The organism is Amycolatopsis halotolerans (assembly GCF_042647905.1).
GTDB lineage: Bacteria > Actinomycetota > Actinomycetes > Mycobacteriales > Pseudonocardiaceae > Amycolatopsis > Amycolatopsis halotolerans.
On sequence record NZ_JBHRWI010000032.1, the window covers coordinates 1 to 20,881 of the forward strand.

At 70.0% G+C, this 20,881-nt stretch carries 16 protein-coding genes; 4 read left to right on the forward strand and 12 right to left on the reverse strand.

Features of this window, described 5'->3' with window-relative positions:
* Positions 1-421: 421 nt before the first annotated feature.
* Entirely contained in the window at positions 422-949 is a 528-nt protein-coding gene (locus ACFORO_RS27820; RefSeq protein WP_377896655.1) for a GNAT family N-acetyltransferase, read from the reverse strand.
* 297 nt (positions 950-1,246) lie between these two features.
* Between ACFORO_RS27820 and ACFORO_RS27825 the strand changes: the two genes are divergently transcribed.
* Positions 1,247-6,466 carry an RHS repeat-associated core domain-containing protein gene (locus ACFORO_RS27825; protein ID WP_377873730.1) on the forward strand — a complete coding sequence of 1,740 codons (5,220 nt, stop codon included), beginning with the start codon at positions 1,247-1,249 and terminating at the stop codon, positions 6,464-6,466.
* A gap of 57 nt (positions 6,467-6,523) precedes the next feature.
* Here the strand turns inward: ACFORO_RS27825 and recG are convergent, their stop codons facing one another.
* Both recG and ACFORO_RS27835 read right to left on the reverse strand, forming a co-directional pair.
* A complete protein-coding gene (gene recG / locus ACFORO_RS27830; RefSeq protein WP_377873729.1) occupies positions 6,524-8,677 on the reverse strand; it encodes an ATP-dependent DNA helicase RecG in 2,154 nt (717 codons plus the stop codon).
* A 2-nt stretch (positions 8,678-8,679) separates the two neighbouring features.
* Entirely contained in the window at positions 8,680-10,266 is a 1,587-nt protein-coding gene (locus ACFORO_RS27835; protein ID WP_377873728.1) for a DAK2 domain-containing protein, read from the reverse strand.
* A gap of 134 nt (positions 10,267-10,400) precedes the next feature.
* Between ACFORO_RS27835 and rpmB the strand changes: the two genes are divergently transcribed.
* Positions 10,401-10,592, forward strand: coding sequence for a 50S ribosomal protein L28 (gene rpmB / locus ACFORO_RS27840; protein WP_009074135.1), 192 nt, complete (start codon positions 10,401-10,403; stop codon positions 10,590-10,592).
* A gap of 262 nt (positions 10,593-10,854) precedes the next feature.
* Here the strand turns inward: rpmB and ACFORO_RS27845 are convergent, their stop codons facing one another.
* From ACFORO_RS27845 to ACFORO_RS27865, 5 genes are all read right to left on the reverse strand, one after another.
* Positions 10,855-11,643: an alpha/beta fold hydrolase gene (locus ACFORO_RS27845; protein ID WP_377873727.1), complete on the reverse strand. Its 789-nt coding sequence runs from the start codon at positions 11,641-11,643 to the stop codon at positions 10,855-10,857.
* 73 nt (positions 11,644-11,716) lie between these two features.
* Positions 11,717-12,394: a uracil-DNA glycosylase gene (locus ACFORO_RS27850; protein ID WP_354739322.1), complete on the reverse strand. Its 678-nt coding sequence runs from the start codon at positions 12,392-12,394 to the stop codon at positions 11,717-11,719.
* Between the two features lie 31 nt (positions 12,395-12,425).
* Positions 12,426-12,956 (reverse strand): gamma carbonic anhydrase family protein, encoded by a 531-nt coding sequence (locus ACFORO_RS27855; protein ID WP_354739320.1) that lies wholly within the window; start codon positions 12,954-12,956, stop codon positions 12,426-12,428.
* A 22-nt stretch (positions 12,957-12,978) separates the two neighbouring features.
* Complete coding sequence (locus tag ACFORO_RS27860) at positions 12,979-13,458, reverse strand: GNAT family N-acetyltransferase (RefSeq protein WP_377873726.1); 480 nt, start codon at positions 13,456-13,458, stop codon at positions 12,979-12,981.
* Positions 13,459-13,478: 20 nt separating this feature from the next.
* Positions 13,479-14,438 carry a thiamine-phosphate kinase gene (locus tag ACFORO_RS27865; protein ID WP_354739316.1) on the reverse strand — a complete coding sequence of 320 codons (960 nt, stop codon included), beginning with the start codon at positions 14,436-14,438 and terminating at the stop codon, positions 13,479-13,481.
* Positions 14,439-14,584: 146 nt separating this feature from the next.
* On the opposite strand from ACFORO_RS27865, the gene ACFORO_RS27870 reads away from it, so the two are divergent.
* Entirely contained in the window at positions 14,585-14,818 is a 234-nt protein-coding gene (locus ACFORO_RS27870; protein WP_009074118.1) for an Lrp/AsnC ligand binding domain-containing protein, read from the forward strand.
* 19 nt (positions 14,819-14,837) lie between these two features.
* Positions 14,838-15,377 (forward strand): DUF3515 domain-containing protein, encoded by a 540-nt coding sequence (locus ACFORO_RS27875; protein ID WP_344285715.1) that lies wholly within the window; start codon positions 14,838-14,840, stop codon positions 15,375-15,377.
* Here ACFORO_RS27875 and ACFORO_RS27880 read toward each other — a convergent pair.
* The 4 genes from ACFORO_RS27880 to pdxR all read right to left on the reverse strand — a co-directional run bounded on the left by ACFORO_RS27880 (position 15,358) and on the right by pdxR (position 20,846).
* Complete coding sequence (locus ACFORO_RS27880) at positions 15,358-16,698, reverse strand: MFS transporter (RefSeq protein ID WP_377873725.1); 1,341 nt, start codon at positions 16,696-16,698, stop codon at positions 15,358-15,360. The genes ACFORO_RS27875 and ACFORO_RS27880 overlap by 20 nt on opposite strands.
* Positions 16,699-16,723: 25 nt before the next feature.
* Complete coding sequence (locus tag ACFORO_RS27885) at positions 16,724-17,821, reverse strand: D-alanine--D-alanine ligase family protein (protein WP_377873724.1); 1,098 nt, start codon at positions 17,819-17,821, stop codon at positions 16,724-16,726.
* 6 nt (positions 17,822-17,827) lie between these two features.
* Entirely contained in the window at positions 17,828-19,357 is a 1,530-nt protein-coding gene (locus ACFORO_RS27890; RefSeq protein ID WP_377873723.1) for a serine hydrolase domain-containing protein, read from the reverse strand.
* Positions 19,358-19,475: 118 nt separating this feature from the next.
* A complete protein-coding gene (gene pdxR / locus ACFORO_RS27895; RefSeq protein WP_354739306.1) occupies positions 19,476-20,846 on the reverse strand; it encodes a MocR-like pyridoxine biosynthesis transcription factor PdxR in 1,371 nt (456 codons plus the stop codon).
* Between the last annotated feature and the right edge of the window lie 35 nt (positions 20,847-20,881).

The following is a 20,881-nucleotide window of genomic DNA, read 5'->3' on the forward strand; positions in this document are numbered from 1 at the left end:
CACTAGAATAAAAGAAGAAACCATCCGTGGCTTACACGGAAATCATGACAGGGTCCAGCGGAGCTCAGCCAGCAGACAAGCCAGCTCGCCACTCACCGCCAAACGACGACAGCCGAGCCAAGCCAGCAGACAAGCCAGCTCGCCACTCACCGCCAAACGACGACAGCGGAGCAAAGCCCGCAGACAAGCCAGCTCGGCACTCACCGCCAAACGACGACAGCGGAGCAAAGCCCGCAGACAAGCCAGCTCGCCACTCCCCGCCAAACGACGACAGCCGAGCCAAGCCAGCTCGCCACTCACCGCGAAACGGCGAATGCCCGGCCGGGCCTAGGTTGAGCAGGCAGTCGCCGCTCAGTGGCGACCTGCGGATACACGAGCGCGTTGGCGGCAACGCGGCATGGCGGCATGGCGGCAACGCGGCCTAATCCCCCAACAACAACCGGTACCGGACCTCCTCCAAGGTCACCGCCCCCTCGGACATCGTCTCTACCTTGGTCTTTCCGTCCATGACCCACCCGGCTCGCTCATAGAACGTCCGCGCCCGGGTGTTCGTCGACAGCACCCACAGCGTCGCCGTCTCGAACTGGGTCGACAGGGCTCGTACGCACTCCTCGTGCAGCGCCCGCCCCATCCCCTGGCCCCATTCTGACGGCAGGAGGTAGATCGACGACAATTCGCCGGTCTGCGGGGTGGCGTCGCCGTCGCGACTGGGGCCGAACACCGCGAAACCGGTGATCGACTCAGCGGTGCTTGCTGCCAGGACGGTGTGTCGGCGGGAGGTGTCTGCCAGGTTCGAAGCCCAGAACTGTTCCCGTGTCTCGATCGACAGGCCGGACAGGAACTCGTCCGGGAGCAAGCCCGCGTAGGCCGCTTGCCAGGAGCCTACGTGGACCGCCGCTATGCCGGGCGCGTCCTCCGGGGTCGCGGGGCGGATCGCGAGTTCGGGCACCATTCCTCCAGCGGTTCGGCGACGAATCAACCGCTGGCAGTTCAGCACACCAGCCCGCGAGGGCGCATGCGGTTTACCGAAGTGGCCACAAAGGACAGTCGACGGCGCGGAGACGGGCAAAGGCGTCGAAAGGCGACCCGGAGCGGGCGAGTGTGTTCGGGCAAGGGTTCCGGGACTTCAGGCATCACCGCCGCGCCCCGGCGGCCCCCTGGGCGGCCAGCCGATAGCCTCGGCAGATTGGCGGATCAGGCTCCGCTCTTCGTCATGCCCGCGCGTACCAGGAAATGGGACAAACCGATGACCAACCCGTTGATCGCGCCGGTGAAGGACTCCACGACCGCGATGTCCGGGATTCCTCTGCTGGAGGACGCGACCGGCCTCAAGACCGCGATCGAGAGCAAGAACTGGGCGGCCGTCGCGATCGGGGCGGTGGGGACCGCGCTCGACGTGCTCACCGCGGTGATGGATCCGTTCGGCGCGATTTTCGCCGCGGGCGTCGGGTGGTTGATGGAGCATGTCGGGCCGCTCAAGGAGGCGCTCGACGCGCTCACCGGCAAGGCGGACGAGATCCACTCGCAGGCGGAGACCTGGACAAATGTCGCCAAAGAGCTCGAGAGCGTTTCGACTGAACTGACCCAGCTGGTCAAGAAGGATCTCCAGGACTGGCAAGGCGAAGCGGCCGACACCTACCGCAAGAAGGCCGAAGACACCTCCGCGCTGATCGGCAGTGCGCAGAAGGGCAGCGAGGGCGCGGCGAGCGGCGTCAAGACCGCGGGCGAGATCGTGGCGGCGGTCCGGTCGCTGGTGCGGGACACGATCGCGGATCTGGTCGGGCACCTGATCTCGTGGGCGTTGCAGGTGGTGTTCACGCTCGGGATCGGGATCGGGATGGCGTGGGTGGTCCCGCAGGTCGTCACGGCCGTCGCGAAGACCACCTCGACCATCGCCAAGGTGACCTCGAAGCTGGTCAAGGCGCTCAAATCGCTGATCCCGCTGCTGAAGAAGGCCGGGACGCTGTTCGAGGACGCCGGGAAGGCGCTGAAGGGGCTCAAGAGCGGCAAGAGCGCCCCGGCACCGAAGCCCAAGGACATCAACACCAAGTCCAGGTCCGTCTCCAAAGACGAGAGCACCACAGCGTCCGGCGACCACAGCGGGACCACGCACCCGTCCGGAGAGCACGGCGGCGGACCTCACCAGAACGAGCGGGGCCTGGACCAGGAAGGCACCCCCCACGGCGGGCCGGGCGGGACGGACGGGCACACGTCGGCGGCGGGGGCCCGCGGCGGGCAGGGCGGGGCCCGGTCGCTGGACAAACAGGGCGAGAACTCGCGCTCCATCGACAATATCTGCACCACCGGCGACCCGATCGACGTCGCGAGCGGGCAGATGGTGATGACCGAGACCGACGCGGCGTTCCGCAGCGCGCTGCCGATGGTCTTCGAGCGCGCGCACTTCTCCGCGTTCCGCGCGGGCGGCTGGCTCGGCGGAGCCTGGGTGTCCACTTTGGACGAACGCGTCGAGGTGTACGACGACCAGGTGTGGTTCGCCGCCTCCGACGGCATCGTCCAGGTCTTCCCGCGTCCGCACGGCGAAGAATGGGTGGCCGCCGAGCACGGGCCCGCGCGGTTTCTCGCCCAGGAGCCCGGCGGCGGGTTCGTCCTCGAAGACCGGGAGCGGCAGCGGATCCTCACCTTCGAGCGCGGCAGCCAGCAGATCCGGCCGATCCGCTCGATCGCCGACCGCAACGACGAGCACATCTACTTCGAGCGCGACCCGCGCGGCACGCCGGTCGCGATCCGGCACAGCGGCGGCTACCGGATCAACATCGCCACCGAGGACGGGCTCGTCACCGGGCTGTCGACGGTCACCGGCGACGGCACCGAGGTGCAACTGGTCCGCTACGGCTACGTCAACGGCAACCTCACCGAGGTCACCAACGAATCCGGGCTCCCGTTCCGGTACGTCTACGACCGCGCGGGCCGGATCGAGGCGTGGTCCGACCGCAACGGCGAGTGGTACCGCTTCCACTACGACGAGACCGGCCGGGTCGTGCGCACCGAGGGCTCGGGCGACTGCCTCACCGTTACGATGGAGTACGACCTGGTCAACCTGGTCACCCACGTCGTCGATTCGCTCGGCCACCGCACCGCCTTCCACCTCAACGAATCCGGTCAGCTCCTCCGTGAGGTCAACGCGCTCGGCGCCTCGCGCAGCTACGAATGGGACTCCCGCGACCGGCTGCTCAGCGAGACCGACGAACTCGGCCGGACGCAGCGCTACCGCTACGACGGGCTGAACAACCTGATCGGCATGCACCGGCCCGACGGCACGGAATGGTCCGTCGAACGCGACGAGTTCGGCAAGCCGGTGCACCTGGTCGAAGCTCCGGGAGTCGAAACCCGTTGGGAATACGACGAACGCGGCAACGTGACCCGGTTCGTCGAACCCGGCGGCGGCGCCACCGTCTACACCTACGACGAGTGGGGCCACCTCGCGTCGGTCACCGATCCGGCGGGCGTGAAGCTGACCGTGGTGTCCGACGACGCGGGCAACCCGATCACGGTGACCGACCCGCACGGCGCGACGACTGCGTACCGCTACGACTGTTTCGGCAGGCTCTCCTCGACCGTCGACCCGACCGGCGCGGTCGAGGAATTCGGTTACACCGTCAACGGTTCGCTCGCCTGGCACCGCCGCGCGGACGGGTCGACGGACGAATGGCATTACGACGGCGAGGGCAACAACCGCCTGCACGCCGACGCGTCCTCCGCGATCACCCAGCAGGAAGTGACGCACTTCGACCTGATCTCGGCCGAGATCCGGCCCGACGGCACCCGGCTCGAATACTCCTACGACACCGAACTGCGGCTGACCGGCGTCACCAACGAGCACGGCCAGGTCTGGCGCTACGAGTACGACCCGGCCGGAAACCTCGTCCGCGAAACCGATTTCGGCGGCGCGGCCTCGACCTACCGCTACAACGCGGCGGGCGAGCTCACCGAGATCCGCAGCCAGTCCGGCGACGTCGTGACCATGAGCCGCGACCTGCGCGGCAACCTCGTGGAGGAGGTCGTCGAAGGGCCGTCCGGGACCGTGCGCACCCGGTTCGAGCACGACGTCCTCGGCCAGCTCGCCGCGGTCGACGACGGGACCACCCGCGTCGAGTACACGCGGGACGCGGCCGGTCGCGTGATCGCCGAGACGGTCAACGGGCGCACTCTCCGTTCCGAGTACGACAACGCGGGCAATCTGGTCCGGCGGCGGACGCCGTCCGGGGCGGAAAGCGTGTGGGAGTACAGCGAAGCCGGCGAACTCGCCGCGATGCACGCCTCGGGCCGGACCACGCGCTTCGAGTACGACCCGGCGGGCCGCGAGGTCCGGCGCACATTCGGCAAGGGCGCGGCGATCCTGCGCGCCTGGGACCCCGCCGGGCAGCTCTCCGGGCAGGCCGTGCAGGCCGCGTCCGGCGAACTGGGCCGCGACCGGCGCTACCACTACCGCCCCGACGGGCTGCCCGCCCGGATCGACGACCAGACGTCCGGCTCGCGCTGGTTCACCCTCGACGTCCGCGGCCGGGTCACCTCGGTCCGCGCGGAGGGCTGGAGCGAGCAGTACGCCTACGACGCGACCGGGCGGCTCGTCGACGCCGCCTGGCCCGCGCCGGAAGAGGAGGACCGGCTCGGCAGGCGCGCGGGCCCGGCTTCGGTGATCACCGAGGCGGGCGGCGTCCGCTACACCTACGACGACGCCGGCCGGATGCGCACCCGCCAGCACGAGGACGGGCGGACCTGGGAGTACACCTGGGGTCCGCTCGAGCGGCTGGTCGCGGTCGAGGTCCCGAACGGCACCTCGTGGCGCTACGCCTACGACCCGATCGGCCGCCGGATCCGCAAGGAGCACTTCGCCGCCGACGGGAACACCTCGCTCGAACGCGTCGACTTCGTCTGGGACGGCGACACTCTGGTCGAGGAAACCCGTTCCGTCGACGGCGCTTCCGAAACGACCGTGTGGGACTACGAACTCGACAGCTTCCGGCCGCTGCTGCAGCGCCGCCGCCCGGTCTCGAAAGACTCGCAGGACAAGATCGACGCGCAGTTCTTCGCCATCGTCGCCGAACCCTCCGGAACGCCGACCGAACTGCTCGACGACCAGGGCGAGATCGTCTGGCACGCCCGCACCAGCCTGTTCGGCCTGGTGGTCGACGCGGCCGGGGAAACCGGCATCCCGCTGCGCTTTCAAGGCCAGTACTTCGACGCGGAGACCGGCCTGCACTACAACCTGCACCGCTACTACGACCCGGCGCTCGCCCGCTACGTCAGCCCGGACCCGATCGGGCTGGCCGGCGGACCGGACCCGCACGCCTACGTCAGCAACCCGCACGTCCTGGTCGACCCGCTCGGCCTCGCCGGCGGCAGCTGCTCGCGCAGCCCCAGCCCCGACCCGTACGACCGCGGGCCGAGCCTCACCCCGGACCCCGCCGGCCGCTCGCGCAAGCAGTCCCCGGGCGGGAGCGTTTACGTGGAGCACAAGAAATCCGGCAAGAAGGACCGGCGAGGCGCCTACGGATACACCAACCTGTCCCACAGCAGCAAGGCGATGCGGCCGATCTTCGAGCGCAACGCGGTGTCCCCGCCGCCGTCCTTCAAGAAGCGGGGCGAGGACACCAAGTGGTACATGGACCCGAACCGGAGCTACTACACCAAGGACTACCAGGGCAACCCGACCGGGATCGTCAAGGGCCACAGCAACCTCGTCATGGGGCACAATCCCTCGGCAAGCTCGCACTGGAACAAAGAGGGCTACAAGAGCACCTATCCGGACAACAAGGCGCACAACTCCGACCCCAACGCCTTCGGCTGGCTCGAAAAGCGCGGCGATTCGAACGCCAGCGGCGGCAAGGAGCCGCGATACCGGGACGCGACCCCCTCCAACGGCGGCAACCGGCAGTGGTGGGACGAGAGCAGCTCCAGCTACCGCGGCAACCCAGTCGCGGACTGGCGGAAGGAGATCAAGCCGAGCAGCTCGAGCGGCGGATACAGCGGCGGCGGATACTCCGGCGGGAGCGGGCACTACAGCTCCAGCAGCGGGCACGCGGGGTCGTCGTCGAGTTCGGCTCCGTACATCCAGACCGTCCACCCGTCCAGCAGCAGCCACTACAGCAGCGGTTATCCCTATCCCAGCGGCAGCAGCAGTCGCCACAGCAGCAGTAGCTACTATCCGAGCGGCGGCTACAGCAGCAGTCGCCCTAGCAGCAGCTATTACCCCAGCAGCAGCAGCCACTACCCGAGCACCAGCTACAGCAGCCACTACCCGAGCAGCAGCTACAGCAGCGGCCGCAACGGCACCCAATACGTCTACGGACCCAGCACCAGCAGTCACTCCGGCGGCGCGCACGGCAGCAGCAGTCACTCGGGCAGCTACAGCGGCACCTATGGCGGCAGCGGCACCTACAGCGGCAGGTCCAGCAAGCGAAAGCACGACTACGACTCGGACGACGACCTCTACGGCCCCGGCTGACCAAGCGAAGCGGGAGCGGTGGGGCCGGAACTCCCGGCCCCACCGCCGCGAACCGGGTCAGCTCTTCTCCAGGTACTCCGCCCGCTCCAGATCGACCACGTCGGCCACCATCTGCGCCAGCCCCGGCAGCGAGGCCAGCTCCGGATCGCCCGTCACGATCTCCTGGGCCTGCTCCCGCGCCTCGGTGATCACGTCCTCGTCGCGCAGCAACGACAACAGCTTCAGCCCAGACCGCTTGCCCGACTGCGCCGCACCGAGGATGTCGCCCTCGCGGCGCAGTTCCAAGTCCAACCGGGACAGTTCGAAACCGTCCGTGGTGGACTCGACGGCCGCCAGCCGTTCGCGGGTGGAAGTCCCGTCCAGGGTTTCCGTGACCAGCAAGCACAATCCGGGCACGCTCCCCCGCCCGACGCGGCCGCGCAGCTGGTGCAGCTGGCTCACGCCGAAGCGGTCGGCGTCGAGGATGACCATCGCCGTCGCGTTGGGGACGTTCACGCCGACCTCGACCACGGTCGTCGCGACCAGGACCTCGACCTTCCCCGCGCCGAACGCCTGCATGACGGCGTCCTTCTCGTCGGTCGGCATCCGGCCGTGCAGGGCGGCGATCTTCAAGCCCTTCAACGCACCGTTGGCGAGATCCGGCGCGACGTCCAGCACCGCGAGCGGCGGCCGTTTGTCGCTCTTGTCCGACGGCGGCTCGTCGCCGATCCGCGGGCACACGACGTACGCCTGGTGTCCCTTGCCGACTTCCTCGCTGACCCGCTGCCACACCCGGTCGAACCAGGCGGGCTTCTCCGCGACCGGCACGACCGTCGTCTTGATCGGCGAGCGGCCGACCGGCATTTCGCGCAGCGCCGAGATTTCCAGGTCGCCGTAGACCGTCATGGCGACCGTGCGCGGGATCGGCGTCGCCGTCATGACCAGCACGTGCGGGCTCGTCGAATCGGCACCGCGCGAGCGCAGCGCGTCCCGCTGCTCCACGCCGAACCGGTGCTGTTCGTCCACGACCACGAGCCCGAGGTCGGCGAACTGCACGGTGTCCTGGATCAGCGCGTGCGTGCCGACGACGATGCCCGCCTCGCCGCTTACCGTCTCCAGCAACGCTTTCTTGCGTTCCTTCGCGCCCATCGACCCGGTGAGCAGCGTGATCCGGGTGGCGTTCTCCGCCGCGCCAAGCTCGCCCGCCATCCCGATGTCACCGAGCATTTCGCGCAGCGAGCGGGCGTGCTGTGCGGCCAAAACCTCGGTCGGCGCGAGCATCGCCGCCTGCCGTCCGGAGTCGACGGCCTGCAGCATCGCCCGCAGCGCGACCACCGTCTTGCCGGAACCGACTTCGCCCTGCAGCAACCGGTTCATCGGGTGCTCGGACGACATGTCGGCGGCGATCTCGTCACCGATCGCACGCTGGCCCGCGGTCAGGTCGAAGGGCAGCCGCTTGTCGAACGCGTCGAGCAGGCCGCCGTCGAGGTGCGGGCTCGCCTTCGCCGGACGCGACACCGCGGAATGCCGCCGCTGCGCGAAAATCAGCTGCACGGCCATCGCTTCGTCCCACTTGAGCCGGTGCCGCGACGACTCCAGGTGCGCCCAGTCCTCCGGCCGGTGGATGCCGCGCAACGCCCGCTCGAGGCCGGGCAGCCCGTGCCGCTTGAGCAGTTCGTCGGGCATCGGGTCGTCGCCGACCTCCAGCACGTCCAGCACCTGCCGCACGCATTTGGCGATCGACCAGGTCGGCATGCCTTGCGCCGCCGGGTAGACCGGGATGATCTCGGCGAGGAAGTTGTCGACCGCCTCGGCCTCGCGTTCGGCGTCGAGCAGTTCGTACTCCGGGTTGGCCAGCTGCAGCGTGTCCCGGAACGCGGTGACCTTGCCCGCGAACAGCCCGGTCTTGCCGGGGGCCAGGTCCTTCTCGCGCCACGCCTGGTTGAAGAACGCGCACGCGAGCCGTCGCTTGCCGTCGGTGATCACCATGTCGAGGATGGTGCCGTTGCGGGATTTCATCCGGCGCTTGCTGATCTTCTCGATCCGCGCCAGCACGGTCGCGTGCTCGCCGAGCTCCAGCCCGGCGATGTCGGTCAGCTCGCCGCGTTCGGCGTAGCGGCGCGGATAGTGGCGCAGCAGATCGGAAACCGTCTCGATGTCGAGCGAACTCGAGAGCGCTTTCGCCGTTTTCGCGCCCAGCAGCAGCGGGAGCTTGTCGCGAAGCCCGGCCATGATTATTCGACCCCCATCAGCAGCACAGCGTCGCTTTGACCGCCGGCGTAACTCGTCAACTCCACCTCAGGGTGCTCCAGCCGCAGTTGCTCGGCGAGCTCCGCGGCCACCCTCGGCGGAGCGTCCGCCCCGCTCAGGACGGTGACCAGCTCGCCGCCGAGCGCCAGCATCCGGTTGAGCACGCTGACCGCGGCCGCGACGAGATTCGTCGCCGACGCCGGGGCGGGTTCGATCAGCACCACCTCGTCGTCGACCAGACCGATCACGTCGCCGGACTGGGCCCGGCCCACCCAGGTTAGCGACTCTTCGCGGGCGATCCGCAGCTCGCCACGCCTGGTCGCGCCCGCCGCCTCGGCCATCGCGACGACGTCGTCGTTGACCCGGCGCTCGCCGTCGTGCACCGCGAGCGCGGCCAGCACCTGCACCGGCGACGAGCACGGGATCACCACGACGTCGCGCTCGCCCGCCATCGGATGTCCGGCCGCGGTGTCGGCTGCCGCGGTGAGGTCCGGCCCGCCCGGCAGCACGCTCAGGTGCTGCCCGGCCGCCTCGTTGAACAGCCCGATCATGTCCTCGACGCTGGGCAGTTCGCCGTCCGGCACCGCCAGCACGGCGAGGCCCTCCGCCCGCAGCAGTTCGGCGAGCCCGCCGCCGCGCACCACCGCGACCACCGACCGGTCGATCCCGCCACCAGGTTCTATCGGCGTCGGCGTGAGCAGCGGTTCGACCCGGATCCGCCGCGGCCTGCCCAGCTGCAGCCCGGCCTCGATGGCCGCGCCGATGTCCGCGCAATGGACGTGCACGGCGTGGCTGCCCGACCCGTCGCCCGCCACAGTGACGCTGTCGCCGAACCCGCTCAGTTCCTTCCGCAACGCCGGCAGCCGGGCCTCGTCGACCTCGTCCAGCAAGTACATGACCTCCCACGCGTACGGCACCTGCTCGGGCAGCGAAGCGACGGCCCGCAGGTCGTGCCCGGGTTCCTCGGTTTCGCCGGTGATCACGCCGGCCAGCGCGTCGAGGACCGCGACCAGGCCGCGCCCCCCGGCGTCGACGACTCCGGCCTTGGCCAGCGCGGGCAGCTGCTTGGGCGTCTCCTCCAGCGCCGCCGCGGCCACGGCGACGACCTCGCGCGCGACCTCGGACAACGTCCGCGTCGTCCCGCGGACAGAGGCGGCCACGGCGTGCAGGACAGTCAGCATCGTCCCGGCGACCGGCCTGCTGACCGCGCCCGTGGCGACCTGGTCCGCGTGCCCGAACGCGGCGGCGAGACCGGCACCGTCGAGGCCCTCGCCGTTCGCGGCCCAGTCGGCCATCCCCCGCACGACCTGCGACAGGATCACGCCCGAGTTGCCCCGCGCGTGCGCGACGGCTCCGCGCGCCAGGACAGCCAGCGCTTCGGCGGCGTCGGCCGGTTCCGCGCTGGTGAGCGCCTCGTGCGCGCCGGTCATCGTGTACAGCAGGTTGGAGCCGGTATCGGAGTCCGCGACCGGGTAGACGTTGATTCCGTCGATGGCCGTGCGCAGCCTGTCCAAACTGCGCACAGAAGCCGCCGCCCAGCCCGACACCGCCGCCGCGTCCAGCACCCGCACCCCGTAACCTCCTAGCCGGTCCCCGCGAGGGTAACGACCCCGCGGCAAGGGCCCCGAGACCACTCGTTACTATGGTCGAGTTGCCTGGCAAGTTCAGGCGCGCATTCTTTGTCCCATATCCAGAGGAGTTCGACGTGGCTGCCGTGTGCGACGTCTGTGGCAAGGGACCCGGCTTCGGCAAGTCGGTCTCGCACTCCCACCGGCGTACCAACCGCCGGTGGAACCCGAACATCCAGGTTGTGCACGCGAAGGTCGGCGTGTCCCAGCGCAAGCGCCTGAACGCCTGCACCTCGTGCATCAAGGCCGGCAAGGTCGTGCGCGGCTGAGTTCAGCAGCTTTCGGAGAGTGGCGAGTGCTCGTGGAGCACTCGCCACTTTTCTGCGCTCAGACGCCTTCCGAGGCAACCGCAGGCAAGGCGAGCCAGGTTGACGACGGGGTCGCGGTCCGTGAGGGGAACCCTGAGGGACTCTGAGTCCCTCAGGGTTCCCCTCACGGACCTGAAGATCAGGTCACGCGGACATCAATCGGGTATTGCGACGGCACTGGCATAGCAAGGGGCGAGTGCTTCGGCATCCGCCCCTTTTTTTGTCACCTCAGGAAGTCAGTAAGGACCTTCCGCAGGGACTCCGGCGCGTTCAGCACCCCGTGGTCCTGCCCCGGGATCTCCTCGTACCGCCCATGCGCGACGGCAGCCGCAACGGCCTTGGCAGAGGACGTCATCCACGCCTCCCCCGCGCCGCCCGACAGCGACAGCACCGGGACGGTGATCGCGGCCAGCCGGTCCGTCGGCAGGTGGTTGCCGCGGCCGCAGACGGTCAGGTCGTAGGGCAGTGTGTGCGCCAGTCCGACGAACCAGCCCCACACCGGCGCGGCCTTCATCGAGTCCACGATCTCCGAAGGGGTCCCGGTGCCCTCGACCAGGAACAGCTCGACCGCGCCGTCCCGATCGCCGTCGGCGAGGGCGGCGCTCACCCGGTCGACCAGGTCTTCGGCGGGACGCGGGCGGTCGTCGCCGATGAACGGCGGTTCGTACACCGACACCTTCGTGATCGGCAGGCCGCGCGCCGCCGCTTCCAGGGCCAGGATCGCGCCGGACGAGTGGCCGAACACCGCGGCTGACCCGCCGACGGCCTCGATCAGCACCTCGAGGTCGTCGATTTCGCGCTCGACGGCGTAGACCGGGGCGTCGCCGCTGTCGCCGCGGCCTCGCCGGTCGTAGGCGATCGCGGTGAATCCGGCGTCGGCCAGCACCGCGGCGAGTCCGGCGACGGTCGTCCGGTCGTTCACCGCACCGCCGACCAGCAGCACCGGCGAACCCGAGCCGTAGGTGTCGAAGGCGATCGGGGTGCCGTCGGCGGACGTGACGGTGGCGGTCATGGCGTTCCTCCAGGGTTTCAGTCGTTCCTTACCCTGGTGGTCGGCGCCGGACGCCGGAACTGGACACGCCGCGTCAGGGAAGTTTCCAGTCGAGCGGTTCCGCGCCCTGCTGGGTCAGCAGCTGGTTCGCCCGGCTGAACGGACGCGACCCGAAGAACCCGTTGCGCGCCGAGAGCGGGCTCGGGTGCGCCGATTCGATGCACGGGACGTCGCCGAGCATCGGCCGCAGGTTCCGCGCGTTGCGGCCCCACAGGATCGCCACCAACGGTCCGCCGCGCGCGGCGAGCGCCTTGATCGCCTGCTCGGTGACCTGTTCCCAGCCCTTGCCCTGATGCGAGTTCGACTTGTGCGGCTGCACGGTCAGCGACCGGTTCAGCAGCAGCACGCCCTGCTCCGCCCACGGGGTCAGGTCGCCGTTGGCGGGCGTCGGGTGGCCGAGGTCCTCGCAGTACTCCTGGTAGATGTTGATCAGGCTCTTCGGGATCGGCCGCACGTCCGGGGCCACCGAGAAGCTCAGCCCGACCGCGTGCCCGGGCGTCGGGTACGGGTCCTGGCCCACGATCAGCACGCGGACGTCGTCGAACGGCTGCTTGAACGCGCGCAGCACGTGCTCGCCCGCAGGGAGGTAGGTGCGGCCCGCGGCGATCTCGGCGCGGAGGAATTCCCCCATCGCGGATACCTGCGGGGCCACTGGTTCAAGGGCCTTCGCCCAGCCGGCTTCGACGATTTCGTCCAGCGGTCGTCCAGTCACGGCCCGCGAGCCTAGCGGCACGTGCCCGAGGTCACTGTGGCGGGTCCAGCCTGCGCAACTCGGCGCGGAACCGGGCCCCGCGCCGGACATAGGAATCCACCACCGAAGCGATCTGGTCTTGCGAAAACGACTTGTTCGGCCGCGTTTTCGCCGGAACCCCCAGCGCGATCTCGCCGGTGCCGACCGTCGAATCATAGGACAGCACCGCGCCCGCGCCGACCATGCCGCCGTCCTCGATCACGCTTCCGTTCAGCACCACCGAACCCGACGCGATCAGGCAGCCGGTGCCGATCTTCGCGCCCTCGATGTGCACCGCGTGCCCGACCGCCGACGACGGGCCGATGATCGTCGGATGCCGCGCGGTGCAGTGGACGACGCACCCGTCCTGCACGTTCGAACGTTCGCCGATCTCGATGTACCCGTGGTCGCCGCGCAGCACCGTCTGCGGCCAGACCGACGCGCGCGGTCCGATCCGGACATCGCCGATCACCGTGGCGTCGGGATGGACGTAGGCGTCCGGGTGGATGGTCGGGACCAGGTCGCCGAGCGCGTAGATGGCCAAAGCCGCCTCCGAATCAGAGTGGTCAGTCGTGCGCGAGATCCTTGCCGTAGTACCGGCTTTCGGGCATGTCGCCGTAATAACCGAAAGCCGGGATCTCTACGTAACCCGACGAACGGTAGAGGGCGATCGCCTCCGGCTGCTCGGTGCCCGTCTCCAGCACGACGCGACGGCGTCCGGCGGCGACCGCGGTGCGTTCCAGTTCGGCGAGCATCGCGCGGGCGAACCCGCGGCCGCGCGCGGATTCGATCACGTACATCCGTTTCAGCTCGACGTCGCCGGGCCGGAACGTCGGCGCGGGACCGTCGTGCGCGCGCCACGCGCCGGACGCCACCGGCGAGTTGTCCAGATACCCGACCAGAAACAGGCCCCGCGGCGGCGCGAACTCCGCGGGGTCCATCGGGGTCTCGTCCTCGGAGCCGTAGCGGCGCACGTACTCCAGCTGCACCTCGGCCATCAGCTTGGCGGCGTCGGGATGGTCGAAGGCGACGACACGGATGTCCACGAGATCAGCCTAATGAAGGGTCACTGCTGCCAGTGCTCCCAGCCGCCTTGCTGGTCGAACTCCTTGCCGTCCACCGTGACCCCGGAGCCGGGCATGGTGACCACGCCGATCTTGCGCCAGCCCTCGGGCAGGTCGTCGAACGGCGGGAACGTCGCGACCAGCGCGTGGTCCTCGCCGCCGGTCAGCACCCACTGCAGCGGGTCCGCGCCCAGCGCGCTGCCGACTTCCTTCAGCCGCGTCGACACTTCCAGCAACGCGGTCTGCACGTCGAGCCCGACTTCGGAAGCCGCGGCCAGGTGCGCGAGATCGGCGAGCAGGCCGTCGGAGACGTCCATCATCGCCGTCGCCCCGGCGAGCGCGGCCTGCGGACCGGCCGCGTACGGCGGTTCCGGGCAGCGCTGCGCGTTCACCACTCCGACCGGCGACCGGAATCCGCGGCGCAGCACCGCGAGCCCGGCGGCGGCCCAGCCGAGCCGTCCGCACACCGCGAGCACGTCTCCGGGGCGCGCGCCGGAGCGGGTCACCGGTTCGCGGTCTTCGAGGTCGCCCAATGCGGTGACGCTGATCACGAGCTGGTCCGCGCTCACGAGATCGCCGCCGGACACCCCGATGCCCGCCGTCTTCGCCTCGGCCCACATCCCGTCCATGATCTCGGTCACGACCCGCGCCGGGGTGTCGGCCGGGCACGCGAGCCCGACGACCACCGACGTCGGTTTCGCCCCCATCGCCGCGATGTCGGACAGATTCACCGCGACCGCCTTGCGCCCGGCCTGTTCCGGGCTCGACCAGTCGAGCCGGAAATGCACGCCGTGCACCAGCACGTCGGTCGTCACGACCACGCGGCCGTCCGGCGCGGCGAGAACCGCCGCGTCGTCGCCGGGGCCCAGCAATGTCGACGCGGGCTGCTCGCGTCCTTCGGTGACCCGCCGGATCAGGCCGAACTCGCCTGTCGCGGCCACCGAGTGCTCGTCCGGTGACACCGGTCACCTCCTGTTTCCCTCGCCTGTGTCGGATCGGCCACCGACTATCGGATCCCCTAGGTTTTTCCCAGGGCTGGCGCTACGTTCCCTACACCGTCTACACCGTTCCTACCTCGACTCACTCGCAACCGACGAAAGGGCACGCCGTGGTCCACGCATACATCCTCATCCAGACCGAGGTCGGCAAGGCGGCCGCGGTGGCTGCGGAGATCGCCGGGGTCCCGGGCGTGACCAGCTCCGAGGACGTCACCGGCCCGTACGACGTGATCGTGCGCGCCGCCGCGGACACAGTGGACCAGCTCGGCCAGCTCGTCGTCGCCCGCGTGCAGAACGTGGAAGGGATCACGCGCACGCTGACCTGCCCGGTCGTCCACCTCTGACGCGTGGTCCACTGATGCGGTGGCAGACACCGACACCGGGGCTCCGCCGAAGGTCGTCCTCGTCACCGCGTCGTTGCTCGTGGCCGCTTTGGCGGTCGCGGTCGCGGTCGTCGCGCTGACGAAGAGCTCCTCCGGACAGCCCGACCCGAACCAGCCCCTCGCCCTCGTTTCCGTTCCCGCGCCGCAGGCCGGGTCGCCGGACTGCGCGAAGCTGATCGCGGGGGTCCCGGCCACGCTCACCTCGAACGGCAAGGAACTGTCGCCGCGCACGCTCGCCGAGCCCGCGCCGAAGGCCACCGTCGCGTGGGGCGAGCCGGATCCGGTCGTGCTGCGCTGCGGCCTCGAACGCCCGCCGGACCTCACCCAGACCTCGCCGCTGCGCGTGGTCAACAAGGTGCAGTGGCTGCAGGTCGAGCAGGGCGATTCGGCCACCTGGTACGCGGTCGACCGGCCGGTCTATCTGGCGCTGACCGTGCCGAAGAGCGCGGGAACGGGTCCGCTGCAGACCATTTCGGACGCCGTCGCGGCGAAGCTGCCGGTCAAGCCCTTGAAGTTCTAGCCGCGATCGTCTCCAGCGATTCGCCGGTGGTGCGCGGCCCGAGCACCGCGACGTCGATCATCAGCAGCACCATCGCACCCGCGACCACGGCGAACATCGTCGTCGCGCCCGCCGAATGCAGGACCGGCAGCAGCACGAACGGCATCGCGGCCGTCGCCAGCCGGGACAGCGCGTAGGCCGAACCGGCCGCGGTTCCGCGCAGCGACGTCGGGAACAGTTCGCCCTGATAAGTGTGGAAGGCGTTGGAGAACACGTTGCTGACGGCGGTGTAGCAGAACCCGAACACCGCGATCAGCACGCCGGAGGTGGCGTAGCCGAAGGCCAGCCCGAACACCGCCATCGCCGCCGCGCTCGCGACGATCAGCCACTTGCGTTCCAGCCGTTCGATGATCGGGATGGACAGCGCGGAGCCGATCGGATAGCCGAGGAAGGTGAGCGCCGCGAAGGACAGCGAGCTGACGAGGCCGAAACCCTTGGCCGCCAGCACAATCGGCACCAGCGAGCCGAAACCGTAGTAGCCGAACGACTGCAGCAGCTGGAACACGTACAGCATCGCCGTGCGGCGGAACCACGGCGGACGCAGCAACGCCGACGCGCGCACCGGTTCAGGCGCGGGCGGTTCCGGCTCCGGTTCGGGCAACGGCTGCGGCGCGCTCGCTTCGAGCTTGCGCACGATCTCGTCCGCTTCGCCGATTCTGCCTTGTGCGGCAAGCCAACGCGGCGATTCCGGCAGCGTGAACCGCAGCGCCCACACGATCGCCGCACCCAGCGCGCCGATCACGAACAGCCAGCGCCAGCCGTCGACGCCGAGCGGCGCGTGGCCGACGAGCGCGCGGGCGAGGAATCCGGCGGCCGGAACACCGCAGAAGCCGATCGTGTAAGCCCACGCCGTCGCGCGACCACGGGCGCGGGCGGGCAGCAGGTCGGCGAGATAAGCGTCGGCGACCGGCAGTTCCGCGCCGATGCCGATCCCGGCGATGAACCGGCAGATCACCAGCATCCACACGTCGGTGCTGAACGCGCCGAGCAGCGTGAACACCGAGTACAGGCCCAGCGTGAGCAGGAACGCGCGCCGCCGGCCGAACCGGTCGGCCAGTCTGCCGAGGAACACCGCGCCCACGAACGCGCCGACGAACGCCGACGCCAGGACGTACTTCAGCGTCGCCGGGGTGACGCCGAACTCCTTGGTGAGGACGGTGCTGATGGTGGCGGCGAGGAACAGGTCGTAGAGGTCGAAGAAGGTGGCGATGCCGACCACTGCCACGAAGTACCGGTGCCGCCGGGTGACCGGGAGCCGGTCGAGGCGAGAGGCGATCTGCACGCGCTGGGTTCCTTACGGTGGGACGTCAGCGCAGGCCGGTGCCCCGGGCGAGCGCGGTGTCGATCAGCGTCGACAGCAGCGTCGGGTAATCCACCCCGGTCACCTCCCACATCTTCGGGTAGGCGGACTTCGTGGTGAAGCCGGGCATCGTGTTGACCTCGTTGATCACCAGGTCGCCCTCCTCGGTCACGAAGAAGTCGACGCGGGCGAGGCCCTGGCAGTCGAGCGCGCGGAACGCCTCGACGGCCATCGCGCGCAGCCGGTCGGTGAGCGCGTCGTCCAGTTTGGCCGGGATGTCCAGCTCGGCGTCCTCGCCGAGGTACTTGGTTTCGAAGTCGTACCAGGCGTCCTCGCCCTCGGCGAGCACCCGGATCTCCGCCGGGAGCGACGCCTCGACGCGGCCGTCCGGGAATTCCAGCACGCCGCATTCGACCTCGCGCCCGCGCACCGCGGCCTCGACGAGCACCTTCGGGTCGGTGCGCCGGGCCAGTTCGATCGCGGCGTCCAGGTCGGCCCAGTCGGTGACGCGGGAGATGCCGACCGACGAACCGGCGCGCGAGGGCTTCACGAACACCGGCAGGCCAAGGCGTTCGCGGTCCTGTTCGGCCAAAGTGGACTGTCCGCGGCGCAGCGCGGCGTAGGTGCCGACCGGCAGCCCTTCCGCGGCGAGCAGCTTCTTCGCGTATTCCTTGTCCATCGCCGCCGCGCTGGCGAGCACGCCGGGGCCGACGTAGGGGATGTCGGCGAGTTCGAGCAGGCCTTGGATGGTGCCGTCCTCGCCGAAGGCGCCGTGCAGCACCGGGAAGACGACGTCGACGGTGCCGAGCACCTCGGTGGCCTGGCCCGGGTCGACCGTGCGCAGCTCGCGGCTGGTCGGGTCGCCGGCGAGCACGAGCGCGCGGCCGGACTCGACCGTCGGCAGCTCGCGGCCCTGGATGCTGAGCTGCTCCGGGTCGCCGGTGCCGAGCACCCAGCCGCCGCTAGGCGTGACGCCGACCGGGAGCACCTCGAAGCGATCCGGGTCCAGGTTCGAGATCACACTGCCCGCGGACAGGCACGAAATGGTGTGCTCGCTGCTGCGGCCACCGAACACGACCGCGACCCGGATCTTTTCAGCGCTCATAGCCGGTCACCGTACCGGGTGAGTATCGCCAACAGCGCGTGCCGGGGGTGTCCGCGCTGGTCGCGAGGGTCGAGCCGCTGGTCGGCGACGCGACGAGGCCAGCGCGAACCACGTCACCCCGCGGACCACCAGGAACGCCATCCCGGCCAGCACCAGGACGGTGAAGTCCGGCAGCGTCTGGAACGCCACGTCCACCGGCAGCCAGCCGCCGTAGCTGAGTATGCCGACACCGACGAACACCGCCGCGTACAGCGCTGCTGCCGCCACCAGATGTCCGACCAGCGGGCGCACCGCCACCCGGCCGAAACCCTTGTCGCGCAAGAGTTCCGGCAGTTTCCGGGCGCGACGGATCTGTCGGCGGGTCGCCAAAACCATCGCGACGAGGACCAGGAGGGCGACGCCGTCGATGACGCCGTAGGTCAGCAGGAAGCCGTTGCCGATTTCCGGGGCCGGTGCGCCCGCGAGCATCGCGAGGGTGTGGTGGAACGGTGCGCCGTTGTCCAGCAGGACCGGGTTGCGCGAGGTCAGCACCACCAGGCCGACGTGGCGGTCCGGCAGGTATCCCAGGTTGGCGTGGTAGCGGGTCAGGTCGCCGTCGTGCTGGACGACCGGCTGGCCGTTGAGGGTGCCGGTGCCCCAGCCGAATCCGTAGTGGTCGATGCCGTCGATCGCGTGGTCTTCGCCGGTCGGGACCGCCGCGCTGTGCATCAGCCGCAGGCTTTCGGCGGACAGCGGCCGGGCGCCGCGGTAGGCACCGGTCATCTGGAAGGTCAGGTAGTGGCTGAGGTCCTCGGCGGTGGAAACCAGGTAGCCGTCCGGCCGGGCGCCGGGAAAATCCGGCGTTTCGATCGGCACGTTCAGCCCGAACAGCACCGACGAGCCCTCGATCAGGCCTTCGCGGCGGGCGTCGGCGAGGGTGGTGAAGGTGCGGGTCATGCCGAGCGGGGCGAGGACGTGTGCCTTGAGGTAGTCGGCGTAGCTCTGGCCGGAGACCTGTTCGACCATCAGGCCCAGCGTCGCGTAGTTCTTGTTGCAGTAGTGGAAAACCGTGCCGGGCCGGGAGACTGGGACGACGTCGGCGAGTGCGCGGACACGCTGCTCCAGCGTGGTTTCCGGCTCGTAGAGGTCGACAGTGCCCGCTTCAGTCGGCAGGCCGCTGGTCTGGTTCAGCAGCTGCCGCACGGTGATCGGGTCGTTCGATCCGGCGGTGCGGAACCACGGCAGGTAGGCGGTGATCGGCGTGTCCAGACCGACTTTGCCCGCTTCTACGAGCTGCATGACGGCCAGCGCGGTGAACGATTTGCTCAGCGAGCCAAGGAGAAACGGCGACTGCGGCGTCACGTCGGAGCCGACCGCGCCCGTCGTCACGGTGCCGTCCGCGGCCACCAGCGCGTAGGACGACGGCGGACCACCGGCCAGTTCTTCGCGCAAGTGCGACACCGCAGTGTCTTGTGTTTGTGCCGAGGCCGGTGCGGCGAACACCGCCAACGTCACAGCCGCGATCGCTGCCGCCGCCCACCGAATCCGCCGAGTCATCCCGCGCTCCTCTGTGCTCCGAACTGATCGGCAAAAGCCTCGCCGAGCAGCGGATCCGGCACCATGAAGCTGACCGGCGGACCGAAGGTGGGGCTGGCCCCCTGGACTCGGCTCCAGGTCAGCGGAGAAGATCGACCAGCGTCGGCACCGCGGCCATCAACGCCTCCCGCGAGCAGCCCGCGTACCCCAGCGCGATGCCGTGCATCGTCGGCGTTCCGGCGAAATGCCGTGCCAACCCGTCGAGCCGGATCGAATGCTTTTCCGCCGCGGCGATCAACTGCGCCTCCGCCTCGGCGCTTTCCGTCGGCACCACCAGGTGCGCACCGGCGTCGTCGCCGACGAACGGGATCCCGGCGTTCGACAGCGCGGCCACCAAAACCGTCCGGCGTTCGGCCATTTCCCGGCGCAGCTTTCGCAGGTGCCGTCCCAGATCGCCGGTGCGCGCCAGCTCGACCAGCACCCGCTGCCCCGCTGGCGACGGACGCGTGCCGGTGAGATCTCGGTACGCCAGCACGGAATCCGCGACGGCGGCGGGCGCGACGAGCCAGCCCGCGCCGAGCGTCGGCGTGAGGATTTTGCTGGTGGTCCCGAGGTGCACGACGACGTCCGGGGCGAGCGCGGCCAGCATCGGCAGCGGGGCGACGTCGAAGCGCAGCTCGCCGTCGTAGTCGTCCTCGATGACCAGCATGCCTTCCGCGCGAGCGCGTTCCACGAGCTGCACGCGCCGGGCCGCGCTCATCCGGCTGCCCATCGGGTACTGATGCGCGGGCGAGCAGTAAACCGCGCGCGCCCCGGCGGGAATCGCGTCCGGACGCAGGCCTTCCTCGTCCACCGGCACCCCCACGACGGTGAGCCCGGCCTGCCGGAACGCTTGCACCGCACGCTGATAACCCGGTTCCTCGAAGGCAACGACCGCGCCTCGACGCAACACCGCGGCGGCAAGCTCCACGACAGCCGCAGTGGTACCGCCAGTCGCCAGCACCGAGCCCGCCGCCAGACCGCGGTGGCGCAGCAGGTGTTCCGACACGGTCGCGCGATATTCCGGCAGCCCGGCGCGGTGCGCGCGCGTGAGCGGCTCGGGATCGGCGGCTGCCCGCCAAGCCCGTCGCCACGCCGCGCGGTCGAGCCCGCCGGCCCACGGCGCGCCTGGCGTGAGGTCGAGCACCGGACTCGGTTCCGGCTCCGCGAGCAGCGAACCAGGCACCGTGACCGACGCGGCGGCGCGGGTCGGCGGAGTCGTCACGTAGGTACCGGAGCCGTGCCGCCCGGCGATCCAGCCCTCCGCGTGAAGCTGCTCGTATGCAGCGGAAGTGACTGTGCGCGAGACACCGAGCCGTTCAGCCAGCGCGCGCGTGGACGGCAGCCGGTCGCCGCCGCGGAGATGTCCGCCGGCCGCGGCTTCGCGCAGCGCGTCGGCCAGCTGCACTGCCAGCGGAGTGGCCGCGTCGCGGTCGAGACTCACCGGCAGGGCGGTGTCGGCGTAGGACACGGCGGACCTCCGATACAGCGAAGTGGACTTCTCAA

Coding starts and splice junctions, on each gene's coding strand:
- ACFORO_RS27890 (WP_377873723.1), bottom strand. CDS start 19,357: ATGACTCGGCGGATTCGGTGGGCGGCGGCAGCGATCGCGGCTGTGACG.
- ACFORO_RS27825 (WP_377873730.1), top strand. CDS start 1,247: ATGACCAACCCGTTGATCGCGCCGGTGAAGGACTCCACGACCGCGATG.
- ACFORO_RS27845 (WP_377873727.1), bottom strand. CDS start 11,643: ATGACCGCCACCGTCACGTCCGCCGACGGCACCCCGATCGCCTTCGAC.
- ACFORO_RS27885 (WP_377873724.1), bottom strand. CDS start 17,821: ATGAGCGCTGAAAAGATCCGGGTCGCGGTCGTGTTCGGTGGCCGCAGC.
- recG (WP_377873729.1), bottom strand. CDS start 8,677: ATGGCCGGGCTTCGCGACAAGCTCCCGCTGCTGCTGGGCGCGAAAACG.